This is a genomic window from Solirhodobacter sp. (assembly GCF_964715405.1).
Genome location: NZ_CBAICG010000040.1, coordinates 1 through 22,104, shown reverse-complemented (window position 1 = coordinate 22,104; position 22,104 = coordinate 1). Strand labels below are relative to the sequence as shown.

Sequence of the window (22,104 nt, the reverse complement as noted above, 5' to 3'; positions counted from 1 at the left end):
AACATGCCCGACAAGCAGACCCCGACCCACGGCTTCGAGATGCAGGCCCAGGCCGCAACCTTCGTGCACACCGAGGGGCTCAACCCGGTGAAGCTGCAGGTCAAGGATCTGCACTTCAAGTACCAGAACGGCCACGAGGTGCTGAAAGGCATCAACCTGGAACTGCGCGACAAGACCGTGACCGCCTTCATCGGGCCGTCGGGCTGCGGCAAGTCGACGTTGCTGCGCGTCTTCAACCGGATGTACGACCTTTATCCGGGGCAGGAAGTCACCGGCGAGGTGCTGCTGGACGGCCGCAACATCCTGTCGAAGTCGGAGGATCTGAACCGCCTGCGCTCCAAGGTGGGCATGGTGTTCCAGAAGCCGACGCCGTTCCCGATGACGATCTATGAAAACATCGCCTTCGGCATCCGGCTTTACGAGAAAGTCTCGAAGACCGACATGAACAACCGGGTCGAGGCCGCGCTGCGCGAGACGGCACTCTGGGACGAGGTGAAGGACAAGCTGCATCAGTCCGGCCTCGGCCTGTCGGGCGGCCAGCAGCAGCGGCTCTGCATCGCCCGCGCCGTCGCGGTGAAGCCCGAAGTGCTGCTGCTCGACGAGCCCGCCTCGGCGCTCGACCCGATCTCGACCGCGAAGATCGAGGATCTGATCGGCAAGCTCGCCTCGCGTTACTGCATTGCCATCGTCACGCACAACATGCAGCAGGCCGCGCGCACCTCGCTCTTTACCGCGTTCATGTATCTTGGCGAGGTGATCGAGTTCGACAGGACCGAGACGATCTTCACCGCGCCGAAACAGCAGCGCACGAACGATTACGTGACGGGCCGCTTCGGCTGAGGCGCCGCCGCGCGGATCAGCCCTGCGCCTTCAGCCGCGCGTTGCAGCCGTGCAGGTATTTCGGCCAGGTCATCCCGGCTTCGATCCCGCCCGCCGCACGATCCGCCCGCCAGAGCGCGCCGCACTGTTTCATGCGCGCTTGCGTCTTCAACTGGCCGGGCGAGGGCGGCTTGGCGACCGGCGGCCCCCCCGCGTCGTCCTGCATCCCTGCCGCCGCGGCCGCACCGGCCAGAAGGGCCGCAACCGCGCTTGCAGCCAACACCATCCGAACGACACCCAGCATCCCGCACCGACCTTTCCCGGCGGCCGCACGGACCGCGCTTGACGCACGCGGCGCGACTCGCCGCCTCTTCGGCATAGCGCGGGATGGTTTACAATTCCTTTCCGGAGCAGCGCCCCGAGGAGTCCGACGCCCCGGGTCAGGCCCCGCGCGCCAGCGCCGCCACGCCGGTCCGCGCGATCTCGCGCAGGCCCAGCGGGCGCATCAGTTCGGCGAAGGCGTCGATCTTCTCGGCGGTGCCTGTAATCTCGAACACAAAGCTTTCCAGCGTCGAGTCGACCACGCTGGCGCGGAAGATGTCGGCCATCCGCAGCGCCTCGACCCGGTGCTCGCCGGTGCCCGCCACCTTGAACAGCGCCAGTTCCCGCTGCACTGCGGGCCCCTCCACCGTCAGGTCGTGGACCTCGTGCACCGGAACGATGCGGCCCAGTTGCGCCTTGATCTGCTCGATCACCTGCGGCGTGCCGCTGGTGACGATGGTGATCCGGCTCAGGCGCCCCTTGTGGTCGACCTCGGCCACCGTCAGGCTTTCGATGTTGTAACCGCGGCCGGAAAACAGCCCGATCACCCGCGCCAGCACGCCGCTTTCGTTGTCCACCAGCACGGCGAGCGTATGCGTCTCGACGACATCCGCATGCGGATCGCGCAGGTCGTAGGCCGAATGGCTCGACGCGCCCTTGGTAATCTTCAGTGCCGACATGGCCTTGCCCTCTGCATTTCATCTTGGCTCAAATATCCTGGGGGTCCGGGGGTGAAACCCCCGGCGCCTCACACCAGCGCGCCGCCCTTGCCGGTGATCGCCCCATCCGTTTCCGCCTCGCCCAGCAGCATCTCGTTATGCGGCTTGCCGCTCGGGATCATCGGGAAGCAGTTCTCGTGCTTCTCGACCATGCAGTCGAAGATCACCGGGCCGTCGTAATCCAGCATTTCCTGAATCGCGTCGTCCAGTTTCGCCGGGTCGGAACAGCGGATGCCCTTGCAGCCGAAGGCCTCGGCCAGCTTGACGAAATCCGGCAGGCTTTCCGACCAGCTTTGCGAATAGCGCTCGCCGTGCAGAAGCTGCTGCCACTGGCGCACCATGCCGAGGCGTTCGTTGTTCAGGATGAACTGCTTGACCGGGGCGCGGAACTGAATCGCGGTGCCCATTTCCTGCATGTTCATCAGCCACGAAGCTTCGCCCGCGACGTTGATCACCAGCGCGTCCGGATGCGCGATCTGCACGCCGATCGAGGCGGGCAGGCCGTAGCCCATCGTGCCCAGCCCCCCCGAGGTCATCCAGCGGTTGGGGTCTTCGAAGCCCAGATACTGCGCCGCCCACATCTGGTGCTGGCCGACCTCGGTGGTGATGTAGCGGTCGCGGCCCTTGGTCAGCGCCTCCAGCCGTTGCAGCGCGTACTGCGGCTTGATGATCTTGTCGGAGCCCTTGTAGCTCAGGCAGTTGACCCGTCTCCACTCGTCGATCTTGCCCCACCACTTGGTCAGGCCCTCGCGGTTCACCTTGCGGCCGCGCGCGGTCCAGACCTCCAGCAGGTCGGCCAGCACGGAACCCACGTCGCCGACGATCGGGATCTCGGCATGGATCACCTTGTTGATCGAGGAGGGGTCGATATCGACATGAGCCTTGATCGAATGCGGGCTGAAATCGGTCACCCGCCCGGTGATGCGGTCGTCGAACCGCGCGCCGAGGTTGATCATCAGGTCGCAGCCGTGCATGGCCAGATTGGCCTCGTAAAGCCCGTGCATCCCCAGCATGCCGAGCCAGTTCTTGCCGCTGGCCGGATAGGCGCCCAAGCCCATCAGCGTCGAGGTGATCGGAAAGCCGGTCGCCGCGACCAGTTCGCGCAGCAGGCGGCTGGCTTCGGGGCCCGCGTTGATGACGCCGCCGCCGGTGTAGAAGATCGGGCGTTCGGCCGTTTCCATCAATTCGGCCAGCTTGGCGATGGCGGCAGGGTCGCCCTTCACGCGCGGCTGGTAGTGCGAGACGCGGGCCTGCTGCGGCGCGACATAGGTGCCGGTGGCGAACTGCACATCCTTCGGGATGTCGACCAGCACCGGGCCGGGGCGGCCGGTGGTGGCGACGTGGAAGGCCTGATGGATGGTGTCGGCCAGCTTGTCGGTCTCTTTCACCAGCCAGTTGTGCTTGGTGCAGGGCCGGGTGATGCCGACGGTATCGGCCTCCTGAAAGGCGTCGTTACCGATCAGGAAGGTCGGCACCTGCCCGGTCAGCACCACGAGCGGGATCGAGTCCAGCAGGGCGTCGGTGATGCCGGTGACGGCGTTGGTGGCGCCGGGGCCCGAGGTGACCAGCACCACCCCCGGCTTGCCGGTCGAGCGGGCATAGCCCTCAGCCGCGTGCACCGCGCCCTGTTCGTGCCGCACCAGAATGTGGCGGATGTCGTTTTGCTGGAAGATCTCGTCATAGATCGGCAGCACGGCACCGCCGGGGTAGCCAAAGACCACCTCCACGCCCTGATCCTTCAGGGCCTGCACCACCATCCTGGCTCCGGTCATCGTCTTGGTCATCGGCGTCGTCCTCTGCGATCCTTCGCGCTGGTCTTGCTGCAACAAAAAGCCCCCGGCTTTCAGGCGGGGGCGCGTGGGCACGGTTCAGACGTCCGTCACCGGCCCCTGCACCCTGCCGCCACCGCTACGAGAATGGTTGCCATCCCCAGGCCCTCTTTGCTGCTGCGCGGCGGACATTAGGCCGGGTCGCCGGGGGCGTCAACCGGGAAAAGCGGGAATAAAATGTCGCATGGGGCGGGTCATTCTTGGTGTTTCTTGCGCGGCAGGCTGTCTGCCGGAAAGAAACGGAAAACGAGCGCCGGTTTCATGGGGGGCGGCCCGGAAATGGGCAAATACCCGCCGCGGCGCGGGTGCCCACCCGGTAAACGATTGAACTCTAACGCGATTAGCCGCGGTCGGGCGGCGCACCTCCGGCTGGACAGATGGGGCCGGGCATGCAAAGCTTTCGGCGGCTTGTCGGCGCGGTGGCTTGCGCGCTGCCCGCGCCTGATCAACTCGTAAGGGAGGACCCACATGGATCGTCGTTCATTTCTGACCAAGGCCACGGTCGGCGGCGTTGCCGCTGCGGGTGCCGCCGTGCTGGCCGCGCCAGCGATCGCGCAGTCGGCCCCGAAAGTCACCTGGCGCATGACCTCGTCATTCCCGAAGTCGCTCGACACCATCTACGGCGCGGCCGAAACCATGTCGAACGCCGTCGCGGCCATGACCGACGGCAATTTCAAGATTCAGGTCTTTGCCGCGGGCGAGATCGTCGGCGGGCTGCAGGCGATGGATGCCACCGCCGCCGGCACCGTCGAGGCCTGCCACACCGCGACCTATTACTACTGGGGCAAGGATCCGACCTGGGCGCTTGGCACCTGTGTGCCGTTCGGGCCGAACGCGCGCCAGATGAACGCCTGGTACTACTACACGGGCGGGCGCGACCTGTTGAATGCCTTCTACGCCAAGCAGGGCGTTTACGGTCTGCAATGCGGCAATACCGGGGCCCAGATGGGCGGTTGGTTCCGCAAGGAAATCAACACGCTGGATGATCTGAAGGGGGTGAAGATGCGGATCGGCGGCTTCGGCGGCAAGGTCTTCGCCCCGCTCGGCGTGGTGCCGCAGCAGATCGCGGGCGGCGACATCTATCCGGCGCTGGAAAAGGGCACCATCGACGCGGCCGAATGGGTCGGCCCCTATGACGACGAAAAGCTCGGCTTCTACAAGGTCGCGCCCTACTACTATTACCCCGGCTGGTGGGAAGGCGGCCCGGCGCTGTCGACGCTGGTCAACCTTGCGAAGTGGAACGACCTGCCCAAGACCTATCAGGCGGCGCTGACGACGGCCTGCCAAGCGGCCGACCTCGACATGCTGGCGCATTACGACGCGGTGAACCCGGCCGCGCTGAAGCGGCTGGTGGCGAATGGCGCCAAGCTGCGCCCCTTCTCGCGCGAGATTCTGACGGCGGCCTTCGAGTCCGCCCACAAGATCTATGCCGATCTGTCGGCCACCAATGCCGATTTCAAGACGATCTGGGACAGCCAGGCCGGCTTCATGCGCGATGCCTATCTCTGGGATCAGATCGCGGAATACAACTTCGACACGTTCATGATGCAGCAGCAGCAGGCCGGCAAGCTCTGAGCCGCCGCCCTGAAACGACAAGGGCCCCGGAGACGATCCGGGGCCCTTTCCGTTCACCCGTCCGGTCACACCGGCGGCACCGTGCCGCCAAGTCCGACGATCACCAGTTTCGTGCTGACCGCGCCGCTCGCGTCGGTCTGGGCGCGCACCGATACCGCGGCCCCCGGCTTCAGGTCGGCGTCCGAGCCCGGCGTGATGGCGACAATCGGCGTTCCAACCGGCACATCGATGGCCGTCTCGCCCCCGGCATAGCGCATCGTCAGCATGTTGCCGGCCACCGCCGTCACCGCGCTTTCGACCGTGGCATTGGTCATCGTGCCCTGCGGCTCGACATCCCATGGGCGGCTGCCCTCGCCGGTGCCGACCATGCTGGGCGGAAAGATCGTGACCTCGGCCGCGGACTGACCGCCATTCTGGCCGGGCACCGAGCCGATGCCGACGAACTTGCCGACGGTCACGTCGGAAAGCTGCGCCTTGGTCAGGCCGATCACCCGATAGCCGGGCAAGAGTGCGATCTGCGTTTCGCTGCCATCGGCGGCCTTGACGGTCAGGTCGGTGGCGCTGACCGCCACGATGCTGCCCTTGACGTGAAGCGGGGTGGTCTGGGCTTCGACCCCCGGCGCGATCAGGGCGCCGAGGGCCAGCGCCGCCAAGCCGTTTCGGATCAGGTGCGCGGGGTGGGGCATGGCATCTTCCTTCGGGTTGCAGCGGGTCTGCTGCTGACCTAGACGGAATCGGCCCGGCGACAAGGCTGCCGAGCCGTGGACACGCGGACGTGCACGGGGCGAAGGCTGGCCCGGCCTCAGTTTCCGGGCGCCGGGGGCGGCCCGAAGTTCGGCACGCCAAGGCCGCCCAGCCCGCCGCCCAGCGGTTGCAGCGTCGGCACGATGATCTTGATGTTGGTCATATCGACCGCCGGGCCCTTGTAGCGCATCACGATGCCGGGGAAGCCGATCACGATGGCGATCATCGCGATCTGGATCAGCACGAAGGGGATCGCGCCCCAGTAGATCTGGCTGGTCTTGACCGGCTGCATGGTCAGCCCGGTGACGCGGTCCTGATAGGGCTCTTTCGGTGCGACCGATCGCAGGTAGAACAGCGAAAAGCCGAACGGCGGGTGCATGAAGCTGGTCTGCATGTTCACCCCCAGGATCACGCCGAACCAGATCAGGTCGATGCCAAGTTTCGTCGCGGCGGGCGCCAGCAGCGGCACGATGATGAAGGCCAGCTCGAAGAAATCAAGGAAGAAGGCCAGCACGAACACCAGCGCCGACACCACGATCAGGAAGCCGATCTCGCCCCCCGGCAGCGAGGTCAGCAGGTGTTCCACCCAGATATGGCCGTTCACGCCGTAGAAGGTGAGCGAAAAGACCCGGGCGCCCAGCAGGATGAACATCACGAACGACGACAGCCGCGTGGTCGAGGCCAGCGCCTGCCGGATCACCGTCAGGTTCAGCCGCCCCTTGACCGCCGCCAGCACCAGCGAGCCGACGGCCCCCATCGCGCCGCCCTCGGTCGGGGTGGCGATGCCCAGGAAGATCGTGCCCAGCACGAGGAAGATCAGCGCCAGCGGCGGGATCAGCACGATGATGACCTGCTGCGCCAGGCGCGACATCAGGTTGATCCTCAGCCCCCGGTCGATCAGCGCGATCCCATAGGTGAAGACGATCGCCAACGCCGCGGCCAGGATGCCCGCGTTGTCGCCCTGACTGGCGGCCAGCCAGCCGGAGGCGAAACAGAACACCGCCCCGCCAAGGCAAAGCGCCACCACCAGCGACGCGATGCCCGAGCCCAGCGTGCGCGCCTCTTTCGGCAGGGCGGGGACCAGCTTTGGCCGGAAGATCGAAAGCCCGAGGATGTAAAGCGCGTAGAGCCCGGTCAGGATCAGCCCCGGCACCATCGCGCCCTTGTAGATGTCGCCGACCGAACGGCCAAGCTGGTCGGCCAGCACGATCAGCACCAGCGACGGCGGGATGATCTGCGCCAGCGTGCCGGAGGCCGCGATCACCCCCGAGGCCACCCGCCGGTCATAGCCATAGCGCAGCATGATCGGCAGCGAGATCAGCCCCATCGCGATCACCGAGGCCGCGACTACGCCGGTCGTGGCGGCCAGCAGCGCCCCCACCAGGATCACCGCATAGGCCAGACCGCCGCGCACCGGGCCGAACAACTGGCCAATGGTTTCCAGCAGATCCTCGGCCATGCCGGATCGTTCCAGCACGATGCCCATGAAGGTGAAGAACGGGATGGCCAGCAAGGTCTCGTTCGACAGCACGCCCCAGAACCGTTCCGGCAGCGCGTAAAGCAACGGCCAGTCGAGCGAGATGGTGCCGCTGGACAACGGCGCCAGTTCGACGCCGATGAAGAAGAACAAGAGGCCATTGGCGGCCAGCGAGAAGGCGACGGGGTAACCGACGAGCAGGAACACCATCAGCGACAGGAACATGATCGGCGCCATGTCCTGGGCGATCAACTCCATCATTTGAGGATCTCCTCGGCCAGCATCTCGCCTTCAAGCTCGACGGCCTGATGCGTCGAGATGAAGGGGGTCGGGTCGTCCATGTCGCCGCGCATGATGGCGATCTTCTTGATGATTTCCGACAGGCCCTGCACCGTCAGCAGCGCGAAGCCCGCCAGCAACAGCGCCTTGGCCGGCCACAGGATCAGCCCGCCCGCGTTGTTGGACACCTCGCCGCTTTGGTAGGATCGCAGCGCCCAGGGCCCGAGGTAGACATCCATCAGCACGACGAAGGGCATCAGGAACAGCAGATGGCCAAGCAGGTCGATCCAGTGCTGGGTGCGCCGCGACAGCGCGCCATAGACGATGTCGATCCTTATATGTTCGTTCTGCTTCAAGGTGTTGGCCGAGGCCAGCAGGAAGGCGGCGCCATAGAGATACCATTGCAGTTCAAGCCAGGCGTTCGAGGATTCGTTGAACAGCTTGCGCACCGTCGCGTTGGCGGCGCTGACGAGGATCGCCACCAGGATCAGCCAGCCCACCGACTTGCCGATCGCCTCGGTCACGCGGTCGATGCCGCGCGACAGTTTCAGAACTGAGTCCATCGATGCTTCCCTTCCGGTGCCGGTCCGGTCCCTGCGGTCCGGCGTTTTTCCCGCCGGACCGATGAATTTCAGCTTTGTCGAAGATCGTCCGAGGCGTCAACCGCGGGGCGACCGAGGCTTGACAGCGCGGCGCGCGCGGCGAGGATGGGCCGGGCGGAAACGGGGCGTTCGGTGGATACCGAAACCGCACCGAAAACTCACCGACGTTGCACCGACGTTTCACCGACGGGACCAGATGACCCCAGACCCCGGACTGCATCGCTTGCCGCACCCGCGCTTTCTGGCGTTCCTCGCGGTCTTTGCCGCGGCGACGATCCTGGCCGGGCTGGCCGTGCCCGGCCTGCGACCGAGCGTCGCCCTGATCACCGGCTTCGACATCGGCGCCGCCGTGTTCATCGCCAGCGCGGCGCCGCTTTGGCGCGACGAGCGGATTCCCAGGATGCGGGCCCACGCCGAGCGTGACGATGGCGGGCGCACATTGCTGCTGGCCATTCTGGCGGCGACACTGGTCGCGGTGCTGGTGGCGCTCGGGCTGGCGCTCAGAAGTTCTGCCACCCGGACCCCGGCTGACCTCGCCCTGGTGGTGGTGACGCTGGTGCTGGGCTGGATGCTGGGCAATCTGGTCTATGCCCTGCACTACGCGCATCTCTATTACGACCAGGTTGGCAAGGGCGACCGCGGCGGGCTGGCCTTTCCCGGCGATGCGCCGCCGGTCTTTGTCGACTTCTGCTATTTCTCCTTCGTGATCGGGATGACCTGCCAGGTGTCGGACGTGGCGATCACCGACCCCGTGATGCGCCGCAATGCGCTGGTGCACGGGCTGGTGTCGTTCTTTTTCAACCTCGGAGTGCTGGCGCTGACGATCAACGTGCTGGCGGGCGTGCTGTAGACGCCCCCCACCCCGGGGCGGGGCGTCGAAGGGCGTTGCATCGCGATTTCGGAAGGTGGGCGCGGGTGGCAGCCCCGGGCCTGACGGCGTTCAGCCGGGGCCGATCAGATCCCAGCGGTTGCCGAAGGGGTCGCACCAGACCGCGACGGTGCCGTAGGGCATGCGCCGCGGTTCCTCCTCGAACCTCACGCCGGCGGCCTGCATCGCCGCATGGTCGCGGGTGAAATCGTCGGTGTGCAGGAAAAAGCCGACCCGGCCGCCGGTCTGGTTGCCGATGGCGGCCTGCTGCACCGCCCCCTCGGCGCGGGCCAGCACCAGACGGCAACCGCCGCCCGGCGGTTCCACCGTCACCCAGCGTTTCGCGCCCATCGGCAGGTCTTCGGTCAACCGAAAGCCGAGCGCGCCGACGTAAAAGGCGATGGCGGCGTCATACTCCGGCACGACGAGTGCCACGGCGCCTAGGCGCGCCTGCGAGGTCATCCGGAGGGCGGGATGCCGTCGGGCAGCATGATCCGCGCCACCTGTTCCGAGATCGGATCGACCGACAGCGGGTGCAACTGCGCGCCATGCTTCTCGGGGTCGCCGATCGGTTGCCAGTGGCCCTGCTTGTAGATCTCCAGCCCCGAGAAGTTCGCCTTGTAGCCCATCTTGCGGCTGCCCGGCACCCAGTAGCCGAGGTAGACGAAAGGCAATCCGGCCTCATGCGCGATGCGGACGTGGTCGAGGATGATGTAGGTGCCAAGGCTGTCGGTGGCGCGGTCGGGGTCGTAGAAGGAATAGACCATGCTGAGCCCGTCATCGAGCACGTCGGTCAGGCAGACCGCCACCAGATTGCGGCGGCGGCCGCGAGCGACGGCGGGTTCCGCATATTCGATCACGCGGCTGCGGACCGGGGTTTCCTCGATCATCGCGGCGAATTCGAAAATGTCCATGTCGGCCATGCCGCCGTCGGCGTGGCGGCTGTCGAGGTAGCGGCGGAAGAGGGCGTACTGATCCTCGGTCGCCCAGGGGCTGGTCGCCTCGCGGGTCAGCCCGGTATTGCGTTTCTGGGTGCGTTGCTGGCTGCGCGTCAGCTTGAAATCCGCCACCCGGATGCGGGCGGACAGGCAGGCCGAGCATTCCGCGCAGGACGGCCGGTAAAGCACGTTCTGCGAGCGGCGGAAGCCCTGCTTGGACAGCGAGTCGTTCAGCCGTTCCGCCCGCTCGCCCTGCAACGAGGTGAACAGCTTACGCTCCATCCGCCCGTCAAGATACGGGCAGGGCTGCGGGGCCGTCACATAGAACTGCGGCGCGATGGGAAGGCTGTGGCGCATCGGGGTCGGCCAGCACGGAATGGGTTCAGATCAGACGTTAGCAAGCTGTCACACATCCGCCAAGCAAAGAGTTGCGCCAGACCGGGCGGATCAGCGTCTCGCCGTGCGGTTGATCGCGACGGTGCCCAGAACAAGGTCACTCAACCCCTGCGCGCGCGGCCCGGTGGCCATCAGCACCATCGAGGCCAGTTGCGGCAGCACCGCCGAAATCGAGAGCGTATAGCCCAGCGTGTGCAGGAACGCGGTGATGGCGTCGAAGCGGGTGCCGTCGATGCGGCGGAACTCGATCGCGGCAAGGCGCATCCCCCAGGTGGCCGAACCCGAGGTGAGCGTGGCCCAGCGGTAGAGAAAGTTCACCGTCAGGAACAGCAGCGGCAGAAAGAACAGCGCGACAAAGGCGGTCAGCGGCACGATCAGCGCCGTCACCACGGCGACAATGACGGTATCGAAGAGCCAGGCGAACAGTCGCTTGGCGGGCACGTCGCGGTAGAACTCGGCCTGGAAATCCGGGTCGGGCAGGCGGGTGTAGGGCGTGGCGCTCAGCATCTGGGGCTCCGTCATGGGGAAGGGCGGCCCGCTTGGGGCCGCCCGATTGCCGTGTTCGGGGGATCAGGCGGACGGTGCCGCCGGGCCTTCGCTGCGCGCCGCGCGGGCGCGGTCGTCCATGAAGGCGTCGAACTCGGTCTTGTCCTTGGCATCGCGCAGCCGTTGCAGGAAGGTCTCGAAGGCTTCCTGTTCCTCCTCCAGCCGACGCAGGGTGTCGGTCTTGTAGGAGTCGAAGGCGGTATTGCCCGACGACCGCATCCCGTTGCGGTGCATCATGCGGTCGTGGTGGCCGCCGTGGCGGCAGGACCGGTTGAACATGCGTTTGCTCCAGATCATGTAAGCGAGGATGGCGAGGCCAGCGGGCCAGAAGACGACGAAGCCGAGGATCATGGCCGCGATCCACGCGGGCTTGCCGCGCTCGTCGAGCCAGTCTTGAGCCTGCATCGGCCAAGCGGAAAGGGCGGTCATGGGCAATCTCCTGTGCGCGACCATGTGAAGTGCTTTCACATCGCCAAGATCGGCAGCCGGGGGGGCTGCGTCAAGGGGGATGTAAAAGAAATTCACATCGCGCGCGGAAAGCTGCCCCGCCTGCCAGGTGCGAACTTGCGCCGCAAGATCGGGGTGAATTTTCTGCGAAAATTCGGATCAGGCGGTGAACGGGGCCAGCGTCGCCCCGGTGATGCGCAACAGCGTGTCGGGCGCGATGGCGAAGATGTGGCGCGGCGTGCCCGCGGCGGCCCAGACCAGCGAGAATTCCATCAGGCGCGGGTCGAGGAACGCAATCACCGGGGCGATGTGGCCCACGGGCGAGACGCCGCCGATGGCAAAGCCGGTTTCGGCCCGCACCAGATCGGCATCGGCGCGGCCCAGCGGTTCGCCCGCCAGCGTGCCGGCCTTTTCGGCGCTGACCTGATTGCCCCCGGCGGTCAGGAACAGCCGGACATGGCCCGAGGTCTCGCCGCGAAAGATGATCGACTTCACGATCTGGTCGATCTCGCAACCGGCCACGGCGGCGGCCTGCGCGGCGGTGCGGGTGTCTTCGGCGGCGGCAAGGATCTCGGTTGCCACCCCGGCGGCCTCCAGCGCCGCGATCACGCGTTTCAGGCTCTTGCTCATCCCGGCCCCCCGTTGCGGGGGGCATCCTGTCGCCGGGCCGCGCGGTCTGCAACCCCCGTTGACCCGCGCCGCGCCGCGCCGCATCCTTGCGCCATGAGCTTCGCCGCCCGACTGACCCGCGCGCCGATCGCCTGTGACGCCGCTGCGGGCGCCGAGGCGGCGGCGGCGTTTTCCGACCTTGCGCCCGAGTTGCGCGACCTGCTGGCGGGCACTGCCGGGTGCAGCCCGTTCCTGAAGGGGCTGATGCAGCGCGAGGCCGAGTGGCTGCGCCCCGCGCTGGCCATCGAACCCGAGACGGCGCTGGCTTCGGTGCTGGCCGCGCTGGACGAGGTCGGGCTGGAGGCGCTCGGTTCGGCGCTGCGGCAGGCCAAGCGGCGGGTGGCGCTGCTGGTGGCGCTGGCCGATCTGGGCGGGGTCTGGGGGCTGGAGGCAGTCACCGGTGGGCTGACGCGGCTGGCCGACCGGGCGGTGGACCTGAGCCTGAAGCGGCTGGTGGCCGAGGAAATCCGCCGTGGCAAGCTGCCGGGAGCGACCCCTGACGACGCGCAGACGGCGGGCGGCATGGTGGCGCTGGCGATGGGCAAGATGGGGGCGGGCGAGCTCAACTACTCCTCCGACATCGACCTGATCTGCCTCTTTGACGAAACCCGCTATGGCGGCGACGTGCAGGAGGCCCGCGCGGCCTTCATCCGCGTCACGCGGAAGATGACCGCGCTGCTGTCGGACCCGACCGCCGAGGGCTACGTCTTTCGCACCGATCTGCGGCTGCGCCCCGATGCCTCGGTCACGCCGGTGTGCCTGTCGATGGGGGCGGCGGAACAGTATTACGAGGGCGAGGGCCGCACCTGGGAACGCGCGGCCTACATCAAGGCGCGCGCCTGCGCGGGCGATCTGGCCGCCGGGCAGCGGTTCCTGACCACGCTGACCCCCTTTGTCTGGCGCCGCCACCTCGACTTTGCCGCCATCCGCGACGCGCATGACATGCGGCTGCGGATCCGCAGCCACAAGCGGCTGAACGGCCCGATCATGCTCGAAGGCCACAACATGAAGCTGGGCGTCGGCGGCATCCGCGAGATCGAGTTCTTCACCCAGACCCGGCAATTGATCGCCGGGGGGCGCGACCCCGACCTGCGCGTGCGCGGCACGGTGGAGGGGCTGGCGCGGCTGGCCGACAAGGGCTGGGTGCCGCAGGCCGATGCGACCGCGCTGACCTCGCTTTACCGCGCGCATCGCGAGGTGGAACACCGGTTGCAGATGGTGCAGGACGCCCAGACCCACGACCTGCCGGGCACCCCCGAGGGCTTCGACCGGCTGGCGCGGTTCATGGGCGAGGGCGACACCGCGCGGTTCCGCCGCGACCTGAAGGCGCGGCTGACCGAGGTGGCGGCGCTGACCGAGGGCTTCTTTGCCCCCGGCGAGGCCGAGGCTGGGCCGGACCTGAGCCCCGCCGCGCAAGAGATCGTGCGCGGCTGGCGTGGCTATCTCGCGCTGCGCTCGACCCGCGCGGTGGAGATCTTCACCCGCCTCAGACCCGCGATCCTGACCCGGCTCGCCCGTGCCGCCGACCCCGAGGCGGCGCTGCGCACCTTCGACGCCTTCCTCGCCGGGCTGCCCGCCGGGGTGCAGGTCTTCGCGCTCTTCGAGGCGAACCCGCAACTGATCGACCTGATCGTCGACATCGCCGCCACCGCGCCCGCGCTGGCACTTTACCTGTCGCGCAACGCGGGTGTGCTGGACGCGGTGATCGGCGGTGCCTTCTTCGCGCCCTGGCCGGGGCGACAGGCGCTGCAGGCGAGCCTGAGCCAGCGGTTGGCCGAGGCGGCGGATTACGAGGCCGCGCTGAATGCCGCGCGGACATGGCTGAAGGAATGGCATTTCCGCATCGGCGTGCATCATCTGCGCGGGTTGATCGACGGCTTCGAGGCGGGCACGCAATATGCCGATCTTGCGGGCGCGGTGGTCGGCGCGGTCTGGGGGCCGTGCCTGACCGAGTTCGCCCGCAAGCACGGGCGGCCGCCGGGGCGCGGGGCGGTGGTGCTGGCCATGGGCTCGCTCGGCGCCGGGCGGCTGCATTCCGACAGCGATCTGGACCTGATCGTGATCTACGACCCCGCCGGGGCGGAGGCGTCGGAGGGGCCGCGTCCGCTGGCCGCGCGGCCCTACTACGCGCGACTGACACAGGCGCTGGTCACCGCGCTGTCGGCGCCGATGGCGGAGGGGCGGCTCTACGAGGTCGACATGCGGCTGCGCCCGTCGGGGCGGCAGGGGCCGGTCGCCACCTCGCTGGCCTCGTTCCGCGACTACCAGCAGGGCGAGGCCTGGACCTGGGAGCATCTCGCGCTGACCCGCGCCCGGGTGCTGGCAGGGGACGAGGCGCTGGGGGCCGAGGTCGAGGCGTTCCGGCGCGCGCTGCTGATGGACAAGAGCGGTGGTGCCGCAGTGCGGGCCGACGTGGCCGACATGCGCGCCCGCCTCGCCGCCGCCAACCCCGCGCCCGACCTCTGGGATCCCAAGCGCGGGCCGGGTCGGCTGATGGATATCGAACTGCTGGCGCAGATGGCGGCGCTGCAAGCCGGGTCGCCCGCCCGCGCGGCAGAACGCCAGTTGGACGCCGGTGTCCGGGCCGGGGTGATCGAGGATGACGCAGAGCGCGCACTGCTTGCCGCATATCGCCTGTGCTGGCGGCTGCGCTGTGTTACCAAGCTGCTGGGGGCCTCCGCGGTCGAGGCGCTGGGCGAAGGCGCGCGGGCCGTGCTGCTGCGCGAGACCGACGCGCCCGACGTGGCGGCGCTGGCGGCCCGGCTGGCGGAGGTGACGGTGGCGGCCGCCGCGGTGGTGGACCGCGTGCTCACGATGGCAGGGGCAGGCGTTGGGGAGGCGGATGATGCGCGCGGATGAAGTCGACCCCAAGGGGCTGGTGCGGGAAAGCTACCGGATCGAGGGCATCACCGAGGGCGAATGCCGCTCGATCTTCCTCGACTGGGCGCTGAGCGCGCCGGCGAGCGTGGACCCGCGCGAGGCAATCCGGGTGCTCTTGGCCACCTACGCCGAAACGGCGCCCGGCCATCCGATGAACGGCGTGCTGACGGCCGGGCTTGCCCCGGCCGATCCGCCGCGCCGTCGCGGCGGGCGCGCCGCGCGGGTGCCGGACGCGCCGACCTGACCGCAGACTAGCGCGGCAGCGCGGCAGCGGCACGGGCGAGGGCGACGATGCCGTCCCAGTCGCCCTTCACCATCATCTCTTTCGGTGCCACCCAACTGCCGCCGACGCAGAGCACGTTGGACAGGCTCAGGTAGTCGCCCACATTCTTCGGGCTGACGCCGCCCGTCGGGCAGAACATCACCTGCGGGATCGGCGCGCCGATCGCCTTCAGCGCGGGCGCGCCGCCGTTCGCCTCGGCCGGAAAGAACTTCTGCACCCGATAGCCGCGTTCCAGCAGCGCCATCACCTCCGACGCCGTCGCCGCGCCGGGCAACAGCGGCAGGTCGGCCTCTTCGCAGGCGGTCAGGAGGCGGTCGGTCGCGCCCGGCGAGACGCCGAAGCGCGCGCCCGCCGCCACCGCGGCGGCGACGTCGGCGGGCGTCAGCAGCGTGCCTGCGCCGACGACCCCACCCGGCACCCGCGCCATGATGCGGATCGCCTCCAGCGCGACCGGGGTGCGCAGCGTCACCTCCAGCGCGGGCAGACCGCCCGCCACCAGCGCACGGGCCAGCGGTTCGGCATGGGCGAGATCGTCGATGACGAGCACGGGAATGACCGGGGCGAGGCGACAGATCTGCTCGGCACGGGTGGCGGCGTCTTGCGGGGTCATGGCGGGTTCCTTCAGGCGGGATCGCGGGGGGAGGCGTGCGCCTTCGGCGAGGATATTTGCACCAGGATGAATGGGCAAGAAGAAGGGGGGCGGCGCCCCGCCTCGGGCCGCAGATGCGGGGGAGACGGGGCGCTTTCACCTTGGGCGGTCATCGGCGTCCCCGCCTGTACCGCCCCCTGATTCTGGCCTCTGCGCCCTTTCATCTTGGTTAAAATATCCCCGCCGGAGGCGAGAAAGTTCTGTCTTTTCTAGCGCGGTCAGACGACCACGCCGGCCCCGGCGGTGGAGGGGCCGACGGTGCGGCGGAAGACCTCGAACAACTCGCGGCCGGAGCCCTGGGCGTTGGCGGAAAGGTCGGCGGTGACGGGCGCGCGGGTGGCGAAGTCGGGGGCGAGCACGTCGAGCGTGCCCGCGTCGGCGTCGAGCCGGATCAGGTCGCCGTCACGCAGTCGGGCGAGCGGGCCGCCGTCGGCCGCCTCGGGCGAGATGTGGATGGCGGCGGGCACCTTGCCCGAGGCGCCGGACATGCGGCCGTCGGTGACCAGCGCGACCCTCAGCCCGCGATCCTGCAGGACGGCGAGGGTGGGGGTCAGCGAGTGCAGTTCCGGCATCCCGTTGGCGCGCGGGCCCTGGAAGCGGACGACGACGATGGTGTCGGTGGTGAACTCGCCCGCCTTGAAGGCGCGCTTCACGGCGTCCTGATCGTGGAAGATGCGGGCGGGGGCTTCGATGACGTGGCGTTCGGGCGCGACGGCGGAGATCTTGATGACGCCGCGGCCGAGGTTGCCGGAGAGTTGTTTCAACCCGCCCTCGGGCTGGAACGGGGCGCGGGCCGGGCGCAGGATGCGGTCGTTCAGGGTGCTGCCCTGACCTTCATACCACGCAAGGCGGCCGCCGATGATCTTGGGCTCGCGGGTATACTGGGCCAGACCGTCGCCCATTACGGTCTTGGTGTCGGGGTGCAGCAGCCCTGCCTCCAGCAGTTCGCCGATCAGGTAGGCCAGCCCGCCCGCGGCGTGGAAGTGGTTCACGTCGGCCATGCCGTTGGGATAGACCTTGGCCATCAGCGGCGTCGCGGCGGAGAGGTCGGCGAAATCCTCCAGATCGAGGATGACGCCCGCCGCGCGGGCCATCGCGGGCAGGTGGATCACCAGGTTGGTCGAGCCGCCGGTGGCCATCAGGCCGACGATGCCGTTCACGAACGTCCGTTCGTCGAGGATGTCGGCGATGGGGCGGTAGTCGTTGCCAAGCGCGGTGATCTGCGCCGCGCGTTCGGCGCCCGCGATGGTCAGCGCCTCGCGCAGCGGCGTGCCGGGGTTGACGAAGGAGGCGCCGGGCAGGTGCAGGCCCATCACCTCCATCAGCATCTGGTTGGTGTTGGCGGTGCCGTAGAAGGTGCAGGTGCCGGGGCCGTGATAGCTGGCCATTTCGGCGGCCATCAGTTCGGCGCGGCCGATCTCGCCGGTGGCGAATTTCTGGCGGACCTTGGATTTCTCGTCGTTCGGCATCCCCGAGGTCATCGGCCCGGCGGGCAGGAACACCGCGGGCAGGTGGCCGAAGGTGGCGGCGGCGATGACGAGGCCGGGCACGATCTTGTCGCAGACGCCGAGGAAGAGCGCCGCGTCGAAGGTGTTGTGGCTGAGCGAGACGGCGGCGGCGAGGGCGATCACGTCGCGTGAGAAGAGCGAGAGTTCCATTCCCGCCTGGCCTTGCGTGACGCCGTCGCACATCGCAGGCACGCCGCCCGCGACCTGCGCGGTGGCGCCGACGCGGCGGGCGGCGGCGCGGATCAGGGCGGGGTAATCCTCATAGGGCTGGTGCGCCGAGAGCATGTCGTTGTAGGCGGTGACGATGCCGAGGTTCGGGGCGCGGCCCGCAGCGAGCGCGGCCTTGTCCTCGCCCATCGCGGCATAGGCATGGGCCTGGTTGCCGCAGGCGAGGTGGCCGCGGGCCGGGCCCGCCTCGGCGGCGCGGGCGGTCTGGTCGAGGTAGCGGCGGCGGGTGGTTGCGGAACGGGCGCGGATGCGGTCGGTGACGCGGGCGATGGTGCTGTGAAGCGGCATGGGCGGTCCTTCGGCGCGGAATCGGGGCGCGGGCAGTCGGGCGCGGGGGTTGGTCTGCGGCCCAGCATATACCGTTAGCGCTAACAATACAAACCGAGTCTGGCCCGGGGGCGGGTTTTGCAAGGCGGGGTTGCGCGCAGCGGGACGCTTGCGGTGGGGCTTTCGCGCCGCGCGGCTTCGGGCTAGGGATGGGGCATGAACGATACCCCATCCCCCGTGCCGCGCCCGGTCGTGCGGCTGTCCATCAAGGCCGAAGCGCGCGCGATCCGCTTTGGCTTTCCCTGGGTCTATGCCGACGAACTGGTGCTGGACCGCCGCACCAAGGGCCTCGCCCCCGGCACGCTGGCCGTGCTGGAGGATACCGAGCGCACCCCGATGGGGCTGGTGACGGTCAACCCGGCGTCGAAGATCATCGCCCGGATGCTCGACCGCGATCCGGCGGCGGTGATCGACCGCGCCTGGTTCGCGGCGCGGCTGACCACGGCGCTGACGCTGCGGGCGCGGCTGTTTGCCGAACCGTTCTACCGGCTGGTCCATGCCGAGGCGGACGGGCTGCCCGGCGTGGTGATCGACCGCTTCGGCGAGGTCGCGGTGATCCAGCCGAACGCGGCCTGGGCCGAGGCGCTGATCGGCCCGCTGGCCGAGGCGCTGGCGGCGGTGACGGGCGTTTCCACCATCGTGAAGAACGCCACCGGCCGCGCGCGCGGACTGGAGGGGTTGTCGGAGGAAACCGTGGTGCTGCGGGGCGCCGTCGACGGCCCCGTTGCGGTGCGGATGAACGGCGCGACCTATCTGGCCGATGTGCTGGGCGGGCAGAAGACCGGGCTGTTCTACGACCAGCGGCCGAACCACGCCTTTGCGCAGGCGCTGTCGCAGGGCGCGCGGGTGCTCGATGTCTTCGCCCATGTCGGCGGCTTCGGGCTGGCGGCGCTGGCGGGGGGCGCGGCCTCGACGCTGGCGGTGGATAGCTCCGCCCCTGCGCTGGCGCTGGCCGCCGAAGGTGCAAGCCGGATGGGGCAGGGCGTTCGCTTTGCCACCCGGCAGGGCGACGCTTTTGCGGTGCTGGAGGCGCTGGCCACCGAGGGCGAACGCTTCGACGTGGTGATCTGCGATCCGCCCGCCTTCGCGCCCAACAAGCAGGCGCTGGAGGCGGGCTTGCGCGCCTATGAGCGGGTGGCGAAGCTGGCGGCGGCGCTGGTCGCGCCGGGGGGCTATCTGGGCCTCTGTTCCTGTTCGCATGCCGTCGATCTGGCGGCGTTCCGCAGCGCCTGCGCGCGCGGCATCGGGCGTAGCGGGCGGCGCGGGCAGATCATCCACACCGGCTTTGCCGGGCCGGACCATCCGATGCTGCCGCAACTGGCGGAAAGCGCCTACCTCAAGGCGCTGTTCTTCCGGCTTGACGGGTGAAGGCGGTTCTTGACGCCTGCGTGATCTACCCCACCGTGCTGCGCGAGGTGCTGCTGGGCTGCGCGCGGGCCGGGCTTTACACTCCGCTGTGGTCGGCCCGCATCCTGGAGGAATGGGCGCGGGCGGCGCGCAAGCTCGGCCCGGCGCAGGAAGCGCAGGCGCGGGGCGAGGTCGCGCTGACCCGCGCCGCCTTTCCGCGCGCCGAGGTCGCGCCCAACCCGGCGCTGGAGGCGCGGCTGTGGCTGCCCGACCCGTCGGATGTGCATGTGCTGGCCAGTGCGATCGCAAGCAGCGCGGATGCGATCGTGACCTTCAACGCGGTGGATTTTCCGCGCGGCCTGCTGGCCGAGGAAGGGCTGGAGCGGTTTGACCCCGACGGGTTCCTGCTGTCCTTGCCCGATCGCGCGGCGGTGGCGACGGTGTGCGAAACGGTGCGGGCCGAGGCGGAACGGCTGTCGGGCCAGCCGCAGCCGCTGCGCGCGTTGATGAAGCGGGCCGGGCTGCCGCGGCTGGGCAAGGCGCTTCAGCCGGGCTGAGCCCAGTTGGCCGTCAGATGCTCGATCGCCGCGATCCGCTCGCGGGTGGCCGGGTGGCTGGTCAGCCAGGCCGGGCCGCTGGCGGCCCCCATCGCCATCAGCTTGCGGAACAGCGAGATTTGCGGCGCGGTGCCGATGCCCGCCTTGGTCAGCAGGGCGGCGGCATAGGCGTCGGCCTCATACTCGTCCTGACGGCTCAGCCGCGCGGCCAGCAGGCTGGTGACGATGTCGGCCAGCCAGCCGCCCACGCCGGGCACCAGCCGCGACAGCACGGCCACCAGCACCGCCCGCATCGCGTTCTGCGCCGAGAAGTCGATCATCCGCCGCCGCGCGTGGCCAAGGGCGACGTGGCCCAGTTCATGCGCGATGACGCTGGCCATCTCTTCTGCCGTCACCGCGCCATTGCGATAACGCTCGTAGAAGCCGCGCGTCAGGAAGATCTGGCCGTCGGGCGCGGCGAGGCCGTTGACCGCCGCAACCTCGTAGATGCGCACCTGCACCCGCGCCACGCCAAGCGCGCGGGCCAGCCGCTCGCACAGCGCCAGAAGCTCGGCATCGACCAGCGGGTTGGATCGGCTGTTGAGGTCTTTCAGCGTGCGCCAGGTCGAGAAATGCCAGGCGACCAGCCCGGCGCCGATGGCAAACAGCAAGGGCAGAAGGCGGAACACCGCCCGCGGCTCAGGCCAGCGCCGCGGCGGCGGCACCGTCGGCCAGCACGCGCTCGTAAAGCTCGAACTCGTTGGCGCAGCGGCTGCGCAGCCTTTCCGCGACCTCGGGCGACAGCACGGTGGTGGCGGAGGGCGAGACGTTGACGCGCGGCAGCACGATGTCGTGGCCCAGACGGTCCTCGAGGAAGGTCACGAAGGCGCCCATGTCCTCGTAGCAGAAGATGTGATCGACCGGGCGGCCGTCGGTGCCCTGCAGGAACCGGCTTTGCGCGCCGACATCGGCAAAGGCGGGCTGCGGCCGGGCCAGGTAGCCGGTGACGAAATCGTCAAAGCTCATGCCTTTGGTGCTGTTGCGGGCGTCCAGCACGTCCTCGCGCTGGCGAAAACGATACCAGCTTCCCAGCCAGCTGATCGGCTCGCGCATCAGCGCGACCACGGTGAACTCGGCCCCCGCCGTCTTTTCCAGGTAGGGCTGCAGGAAGCGGCGGTAGCGGTAGACCGGCGTGTGCTTCAAAAGCGGCGGGCGCAGGATCGCGACCTCGGCCAGCGACTCCAGCGCGCTTTCGACGGCAGTCGAGCCGGCCTTGGGCGTGGCGAGAAAGACAAGCCTCTGTTCCCAGAATACCAGCATGTGCGCCCTTTATTCGTCCGCTGCCCGGTTTGCCGGGCCGCCGTAAACTATCCCTTAACCGTTCTGATAAAAAGTCGAATTTCAGAGATTTTGATTGAAATGTTCGCGGTTTGGTCTCATAGAATGTGAGAACAAGATGTGAACACAGGCAGCGATTGCCCGGGAAGCCGGGCTGTGGAATAAGGAACCCCCGGCAATGGCAACGGCGACCCTTCTCGAAATGAACACAAAGCGCGACACGGACAAGCAAAAGGCGCTCGACTCTGCGCTCGCGCAGATCGAACGGCAGTTCGGCAAGGGTTCGATCATGCGGCTCGGGGGCGACAAGCCGCTGGTCGAGATCGAGTCGACCTCGACCGGCTCGCTGGGGCTCGACATCGCACTCGGCATCGGCGGGCTGCCGAAGGGGCGGATCATCGAGATTTATGGCCCGGAAAGCTCGGGCAAGACCACGTTGACGCTGCATGTGGTGGCGGAAGAGCAGAAGAAGGGCGGCATCTGCGCCTTCGTCGATGCCGAACACGCGCTGGACCCGATCTATGCCCGCAAGCTGGGCGTGAACCTCGACGACCTCTTGATCTCGCAGCCCGACACCGGCGAGCAGGCGCTGGAGATCGTCGATACCCTGGTGCGCTCGGGCGCGATCAGCCTGGTGGTGATCGACTCGGTCGCGGCGCTGACGCCCAAGGCCGAGCTTGAGGGCGACATGGGCGAGCACCAGATGGGCGCCCAGGCCCGGCTGATGAGCCAGGCGATGCGCAAGCTGACCGCCTCGATTTCCAAGTCGAACTGCATGG

Annotated in this window: 22 protein-coding genes and 1 pseudogene; 8 read left to right on the top strand and 15 right to left on the bottom strand. The window is 68.5% G+C overall.

What is annotated here, in order from left to right:
• The first annotated feature begins 39 nt into the window (after window positions 1-39).
• Entirely contained in the window at window positions 40-840 is an 801-nt protein-coding gene (pstB, locus tag AC11WY_RS15310) for a phosphate ABC transporter ATP-binding protein PstB (RefSeq protein ID WP_482927050.1), read from the top strand.
• Between the two features lie 16 nt (window positions 841-856).
• Here the strand turns inward: pstB and AC11WY_RS15305 are convergent, their stop codons facing one another.
• From AC11WY_RS15305 to AC11WY_RS15295, 3 genes are all read right to left on the bottom strand, one after another.
• Window positions 857-1,123, bottom strand: coding sequence for a hypothetical protein (locus AC11WY_RS15305; RefSeq protein WP_482927033.1), 267 nt, complete (start codon window positions 1,121-1,123; stop codon window positions 857-859).
• Window positions 1,124-1,259: 136 nt separating this feature from the next.
• Window positions 1,260-1,820, bottom strand: a complete 561-nt coding sequence (gene ilvN, locus AC11WY_RS15300; protein ID WP_482927031.1) for an acetolactate synthase small subunit — start codon at window positions 1,818-1,820, stop codon at window positions 1,260-1,262.
• A gap of 68 nt (window positions 1,821-1,888) precedes the next feature.
• Entirely contained in the window at window positions 1,889-3,643 is a 1,755-nt protein-coding gene (locus tag AC11WY_RS15295) for an acetolactate synthase 3 large subunit (protein ID WP_482927029.1), read from the bottom strand.
• 513 nt (window positions 3,644-4,156) lie between these two features.
• Between AC11WY_RS15295 and AC11WY_RS15290 the strand changes: the two genes are divergently transcribed.
• Entirely contained in the window at window positions 4,157-5,263 is a 1,107-nt protein-coding gene (locus AC11WY_RS15290; protein WP_482927027.1) for a TRAP transporter substrate-binding protein, read from the top strand.
• 65 nt (window positions 5,264-5,328) lie between these two features.
• Here AC11WY_RS15290 and AC11WY_RS15285 read toward each other — a convergent pair whose 3' ends face one another.
• The 3 genes and pseudogenes from AC11WY_RS15285 to AC11WY_RS15275 form a co-directional block, all read right to left on the bottom strand.
• A complete protein-coding gene (locus AC11WY_RS15285; protein WP_482927025.1) occupies window positions 5,329-5,949 on the bottom strand; it encodes a hypothetical protein in 621 nt (206 codons plus the stop codon).
• Window positions 5,867-7,745, bottom strand: a pseudogene (locus AC11WY_RS15280) (TRAP transporter large permease); the annotation flags it as partial. The pseudogene AC11WY_RS15280 and the gene AC11WY_RS15285, both read right to left, overlap by 83 nt.
• Window positions 7,742-8,326, bottom strand: coding sequence for a TRAP transporter small permease subunit (locus tag AC11WY_RS15275; protein ID WP_482927023.1), 585 nt, complete (start codon window positions 8,324-8,326; stop codon window positions 7,742-7,744). The pseudogene AC11WY_RS15280 and the gene AC11WY_RS15275, both read right to left, overlap by 4 nt.
• A gap of 235 nt (window positions 8,327-8,561) precedes the next feature.
• On the opposite strand from AC11WY_RS15275, the gene AC11WY_RS15270 reads away from it, so the two are divergent.
• Window positions 8,562-9,215 (top strand): DUF1345 domain-containing protein, encoded by a 654-nt coding sequence (locus tag AC11WY_RS15270; RefSeq protein WP_482927021.1) that lies wholly within the window; start codon window positions 8,562-8,564, stop codon window positions 9,213-9,215.
• A gap of 90 nt (window positions 9,216-9,305) precedes the next feature.
• Here AC11WY_RS15270 and AC11WY_RS15265 read toward each other — a convergent pair whose 3' ends face one another.
• The 5 genes from AC11WY_RS15265 to AC11WY_RS15245 all read right to left on the bottom strand — a co-directional run bounded on the left by AC11WY_RS15265 (window position 9,306) and on the right by AC11WY_RS15245 (window position 12,190).
• A complete protein-coding gene (locus AC11WY_RS15265) occupies window positions 9,306-9,695 on the bottom strand; it encodes a VOC family protein (RefSeq protein WP_482927019.1) in 390 nt (129 codons plus the stop codon).
• Window positions 9,692-10,528 carry an arginyltransferase gene (locus tag AC11WY_RS15260; RefSeq protein ID WP_482927017.1) on the bottom strand — a complete coding sequence of 279 codons (837 nt, stop codon included), beginning with the start codon at window positions 10,526-10,528 and terminating at the stop codon, window positions 9,692-9,694. Before AC11WY_RS15260 ends, AC11WY_RS15265 begins: the two co-directional genes overlap by 4 nt.
• Window positions 10,529-10,618: 90 nt before the next feature.
• On the bottom strand, window positions 10,619-11,074 hold the full coding sequence (locus tag AC11WY_RS15255) for an RDD family protein (protein WP_482927015.1): 456 nt from the start codon (window positions 11,072-11,074) through the stop codon (window positions 10,619-10,621).
• Between the two features lie 63 nt (window positions 11,075-11,137).
• The gene (locus AC11WY_RS15250; protein ID WP_482927013.1) at window positions 11,138-11,542 is read right to left on the bottom strand and encodes a DUF2852 domain-containing protein; all 405 of its coding nucleotides are present in this window, start codon (window positions 11,540-11,542) and stop codon (window positions 11,138-11,140) included.
• A gap of 177 nt (window positions 11,543-11,719) precedes the next feature.
• On the bottom strand, window positions 11,720-12,190 hold the full coding sequence (locus tag AC11WY_RS15245) for a YbaK/EbsC family protein (protein ID WP_482927011.1): 471 nt from the start codon (window positions 12,188-12,190) through the stop codon (window positions 11,720-11,722).
• 93 nt (window positions 12,191-12,283) lie between these two features.
• Here AC11WY_RS15245 and AC11WY_RS15240 point away from each other — a divergent pair, with 93 nt between their 5' ends.
• Both AC11WY_RS15240 and AC11WY_RS15235 read left to right on the top strand, forming a co-directional pair.
• Entirely contained in the window at window positions 12,284-15,088 is a 2,805-nt protein-coding gene (locus tag AC11WY_RS15240; protein ID WP_482927009.1) for a [protein-PII] uridylyltransferase family protein, read from the top strand.
• Complete coding sequence (locus AC11WY_RS15235; RefSeq protein ID WP_482927007.1) at window positions 15,075-15,353, top strand: hypothetical protein; 279 nt, start codon at window positions 15,075-15,077, stop codon at window positions 15,351-15,353. Before AC11WY_RS15240 ends, AC11WY_RS15235 begins: the two co-directional genes overlap by 14 nt.
• 7 nt (window positions 15,354-15,360) lie before the next feature.
• Here AC11WY_RS15235 and eda read toward each other — a convergent pair whose 3' ends face one another.
• Complete coding sequence (eda, locus tag AC11WY_RS15230) at window positions 15,361-16,002, bottom strand: bifunctional 4-hydroxy-2-oxoglutarate aldolase/2-dehydro-3-deoxy-phosphogluconate aldolase (protein ID WP_482927005.1); 642 nt, start codon at window positions 16,000-16,002, stop codon at window positions 15,361-15,363.
• A 257-nt stretch (window positions 16,003-16,259) separates the two neighbouring features.
• Entirely contained in the window at window positions 16,260-18,065 is a 1,806-nt protein-coding gene (gene edd, locus AC11WY_RS15225) for a phosphogluconate dehydratase (protein ID WP_482927003.1), read from the bottom strand.
• A 195-nt stretch (window positions 18,066-18,260) separates the two neighbouring features.
• Between edd and AC11WY_RS15220 the strand changes: the two genes are divergently transcribed.
• On the top strand, window positions 18,261-19,472 hold the full coding sequence (locus AC11WY_RS15220) for an RSP_2647 family RNA methyltransferase (protein ID WP_482927001.1): 1,212 nt from the start codon (window positions 18,261-18,263) through the stop codon (window positions 19,470-19,472).
• Entirely contained in the window at window positions 19,469-20,008 is a 540-nt protein-coding gene (locus AC11WY_RS15215; RefSeq protein WP_482926999.1) for an RSP_2648 family PIN domain-containing protein, read from the top strand. The genes AC11WY_RS15220 and AC11WY_RS15215 overlap by 4 nt, the downstream gene beginning before the upstream one ends.
• Here AC11WY_RS15215 and AC11WY_RS15210 read toward each other — a convergent pair.
• Both AC11WY_RS15210 and AC11WY_RS15205 read right to left on the bottom strand, forming a co-directional pair.
• Window positions 19,996-20,676, bottom strand: a complete 681-nt coding sequence (locus AC11WY_RS15210) for a M48 family metalloprotease (RefSeq protein WP_482926997.1) — start codon at window positions 20,674-20,676, stop codon at window positions 19,996-19,998. The two genes, AC11WY_RS15215 and AC11WY_RS15210, sit on opposite strands and share 13 nt — an antisense overlap.
• Window positions 20,677-20,686: 10 nt before the next feature.
• A complete protein-coding gene (locus tag AC11WY_RS15205; RefSeq protein ID WP_482926995.1) occupies window positions 20,687-21,307 on the bottom strand; it encodes a hypothetical protein in 621 nt (206 codons plus the stop codon).
• A 196-nt stretch (window positions 21,308-21,503) separates the two neighbouring features.
• Here AC11WY_RS15205 and AC11WY_RS15200 point away from each other — a divergent pair.
• Window positions 21,504-22,104: ATPase domain-containing protein (locus tag AC11WY_RS15200; RefSeq protein WP_482926993.1), on the top strand; the 601-nt coding region annotated here is incomplete at its 3' end.

Excerpts from the sequence above, each read along its gene's own strand:
- AC11WY_RS15260 (WP_482927017.1), bottom strand. The coding sequence starts at position 10,528 with ATGCGCCACAGCCTTCCCATCGCGCCGCAGTTCTATGTGACGGCCCCG.
- eda (WP_482927005.1), bottom strand. The coding sequence starts at position 16,002 with ATGACCCCGCAAGACGCCGCCACCCGTGCCGAGCAGATCTGTCGCCTC.
- AC11WY_RS15255 (WP_482927015.1), bottom strand. The coding sequence starts at position 11,074 with ATGCTGAGCGCCACGCCCTACACCCGCCTGCCCGACCCGGATTTCCAG.
- AC11WY_RS15250 (WP_482927013.1), bottom strand. The coding sequence starts at position 11,542 with ATGACCGCCCTTTCCGCTTGGCCGATGCAGGCTCAAGACTGGCTCGAC.
- pstB (WP_482927050.1), top strand. The coding sequence starts at position 40 with ATGCAGGCCCAGGCCGCAACCTTCGTGCACACCGAGGGGCTCAACCCG.
- AC11WY_RS15240 (WP_482927009.1), top strand. The coding sequence starts at position 12,284 with ATGAGCTTCGCCGCCCGACTGACCCGCGCGCCGATCGCCTGTGACGCC.
- AC11WY_RS15245 (WP_482927011.1), bottom strand. The coding sequence starts at position 12,190 with ATGAGCAAGAGCCTGAAACGCGTGATCGCGGCGCTGGAGGCCGCCGGG.
- AC11WY_RS15305 (WP_482927033.1), bottom strand. The coding sequence starts at position 1,123 with ATGCTGGGTGTCGTTCGGATGGTGTTGGCTGCAAGCGCGGTTGCGGCC.
- AC11WY_RS15290 (WP_482927027.1), top strand. The coding sequence starts at position 4,157 with ATGGATCGTCGTTCATTTCTGACCAAGGCCACGGTCGGCGGCGTTGCC.
- AC11WY_RS15285 (WP_482927025.1), bottom strand. The coding sequence starts at position 5,949 with ATGCCCCACCCCGCGCACCTGATCCGAAACGGCTTGGCGGCGCTGGCC.
- AC11WY_RS15270 (WP_482927021.1), top strand. The coding sequence starts at position 8,562 with ATGACCCCAGACCCCGGACTGCATCGCTTGCCGCACCCGCGCTTTCTG.
- AC11WY_RS15275 (WP_482927023.1), bottom strand. The coding sequence starts at position 8,326 with ATGGACTCAGTTCTGAAACTGTCGCGCGGCATCGACCGCGTGACCGAG.
- edd (WP_482927003.1), bottom strand. The coding sequence starts at position 18,065 with ATGCCGCTTCACAGCACCATCGCCCGCGTCACCGACCGCATCCGCGCC.
- AC11WY_RS15220 (WP_482927001.1), top strand. The coding sequence starts at position 18,261 with ATGAACGATACCCCATCCCCCGTGCCGCGCCCGGTCGTGCGGCTGTCC.
- AC11WY_RS15265 (WP_482927019.1), bottom strand. The coding sequence starts at position 9,695 with ATGACCTCGCAGGCGCGCCTAGGCGCCGTGGCACTCGTCGTGCCGGAG.
- AC11WY_RS15205 (WP_482926995.1), bottom strand. The coding sequence starts at position 21,307 with ATGCTGGTATTCTGGGAACAGAGGCTTGTCTTTCTCGCCACGCCCAAG.
- AC11WY_RS15235 (WP_482927007.1), top strand. The coding sequence starts at position 15,075 with ATGCGCGCGGATGAAGTCGACCCCAAGGGGCTGGTGCGGGAAAGCTAC.
- ilvN (WP_482927031.1), bottom strand. The coding sequence starts at position 1,820 with ATGTCGGCACTGAAGATTACCAAGGGCGCGTCGAGCCATTCGGCCTAC.
- AC11WY_RS15295 (WP_482927029.1), bottom strand. The coding sequence starts at position 3,643 with ATGACCAAGACGATGACCGGAGCCAGGATGGTGGTGCAGGCCCTGAAG.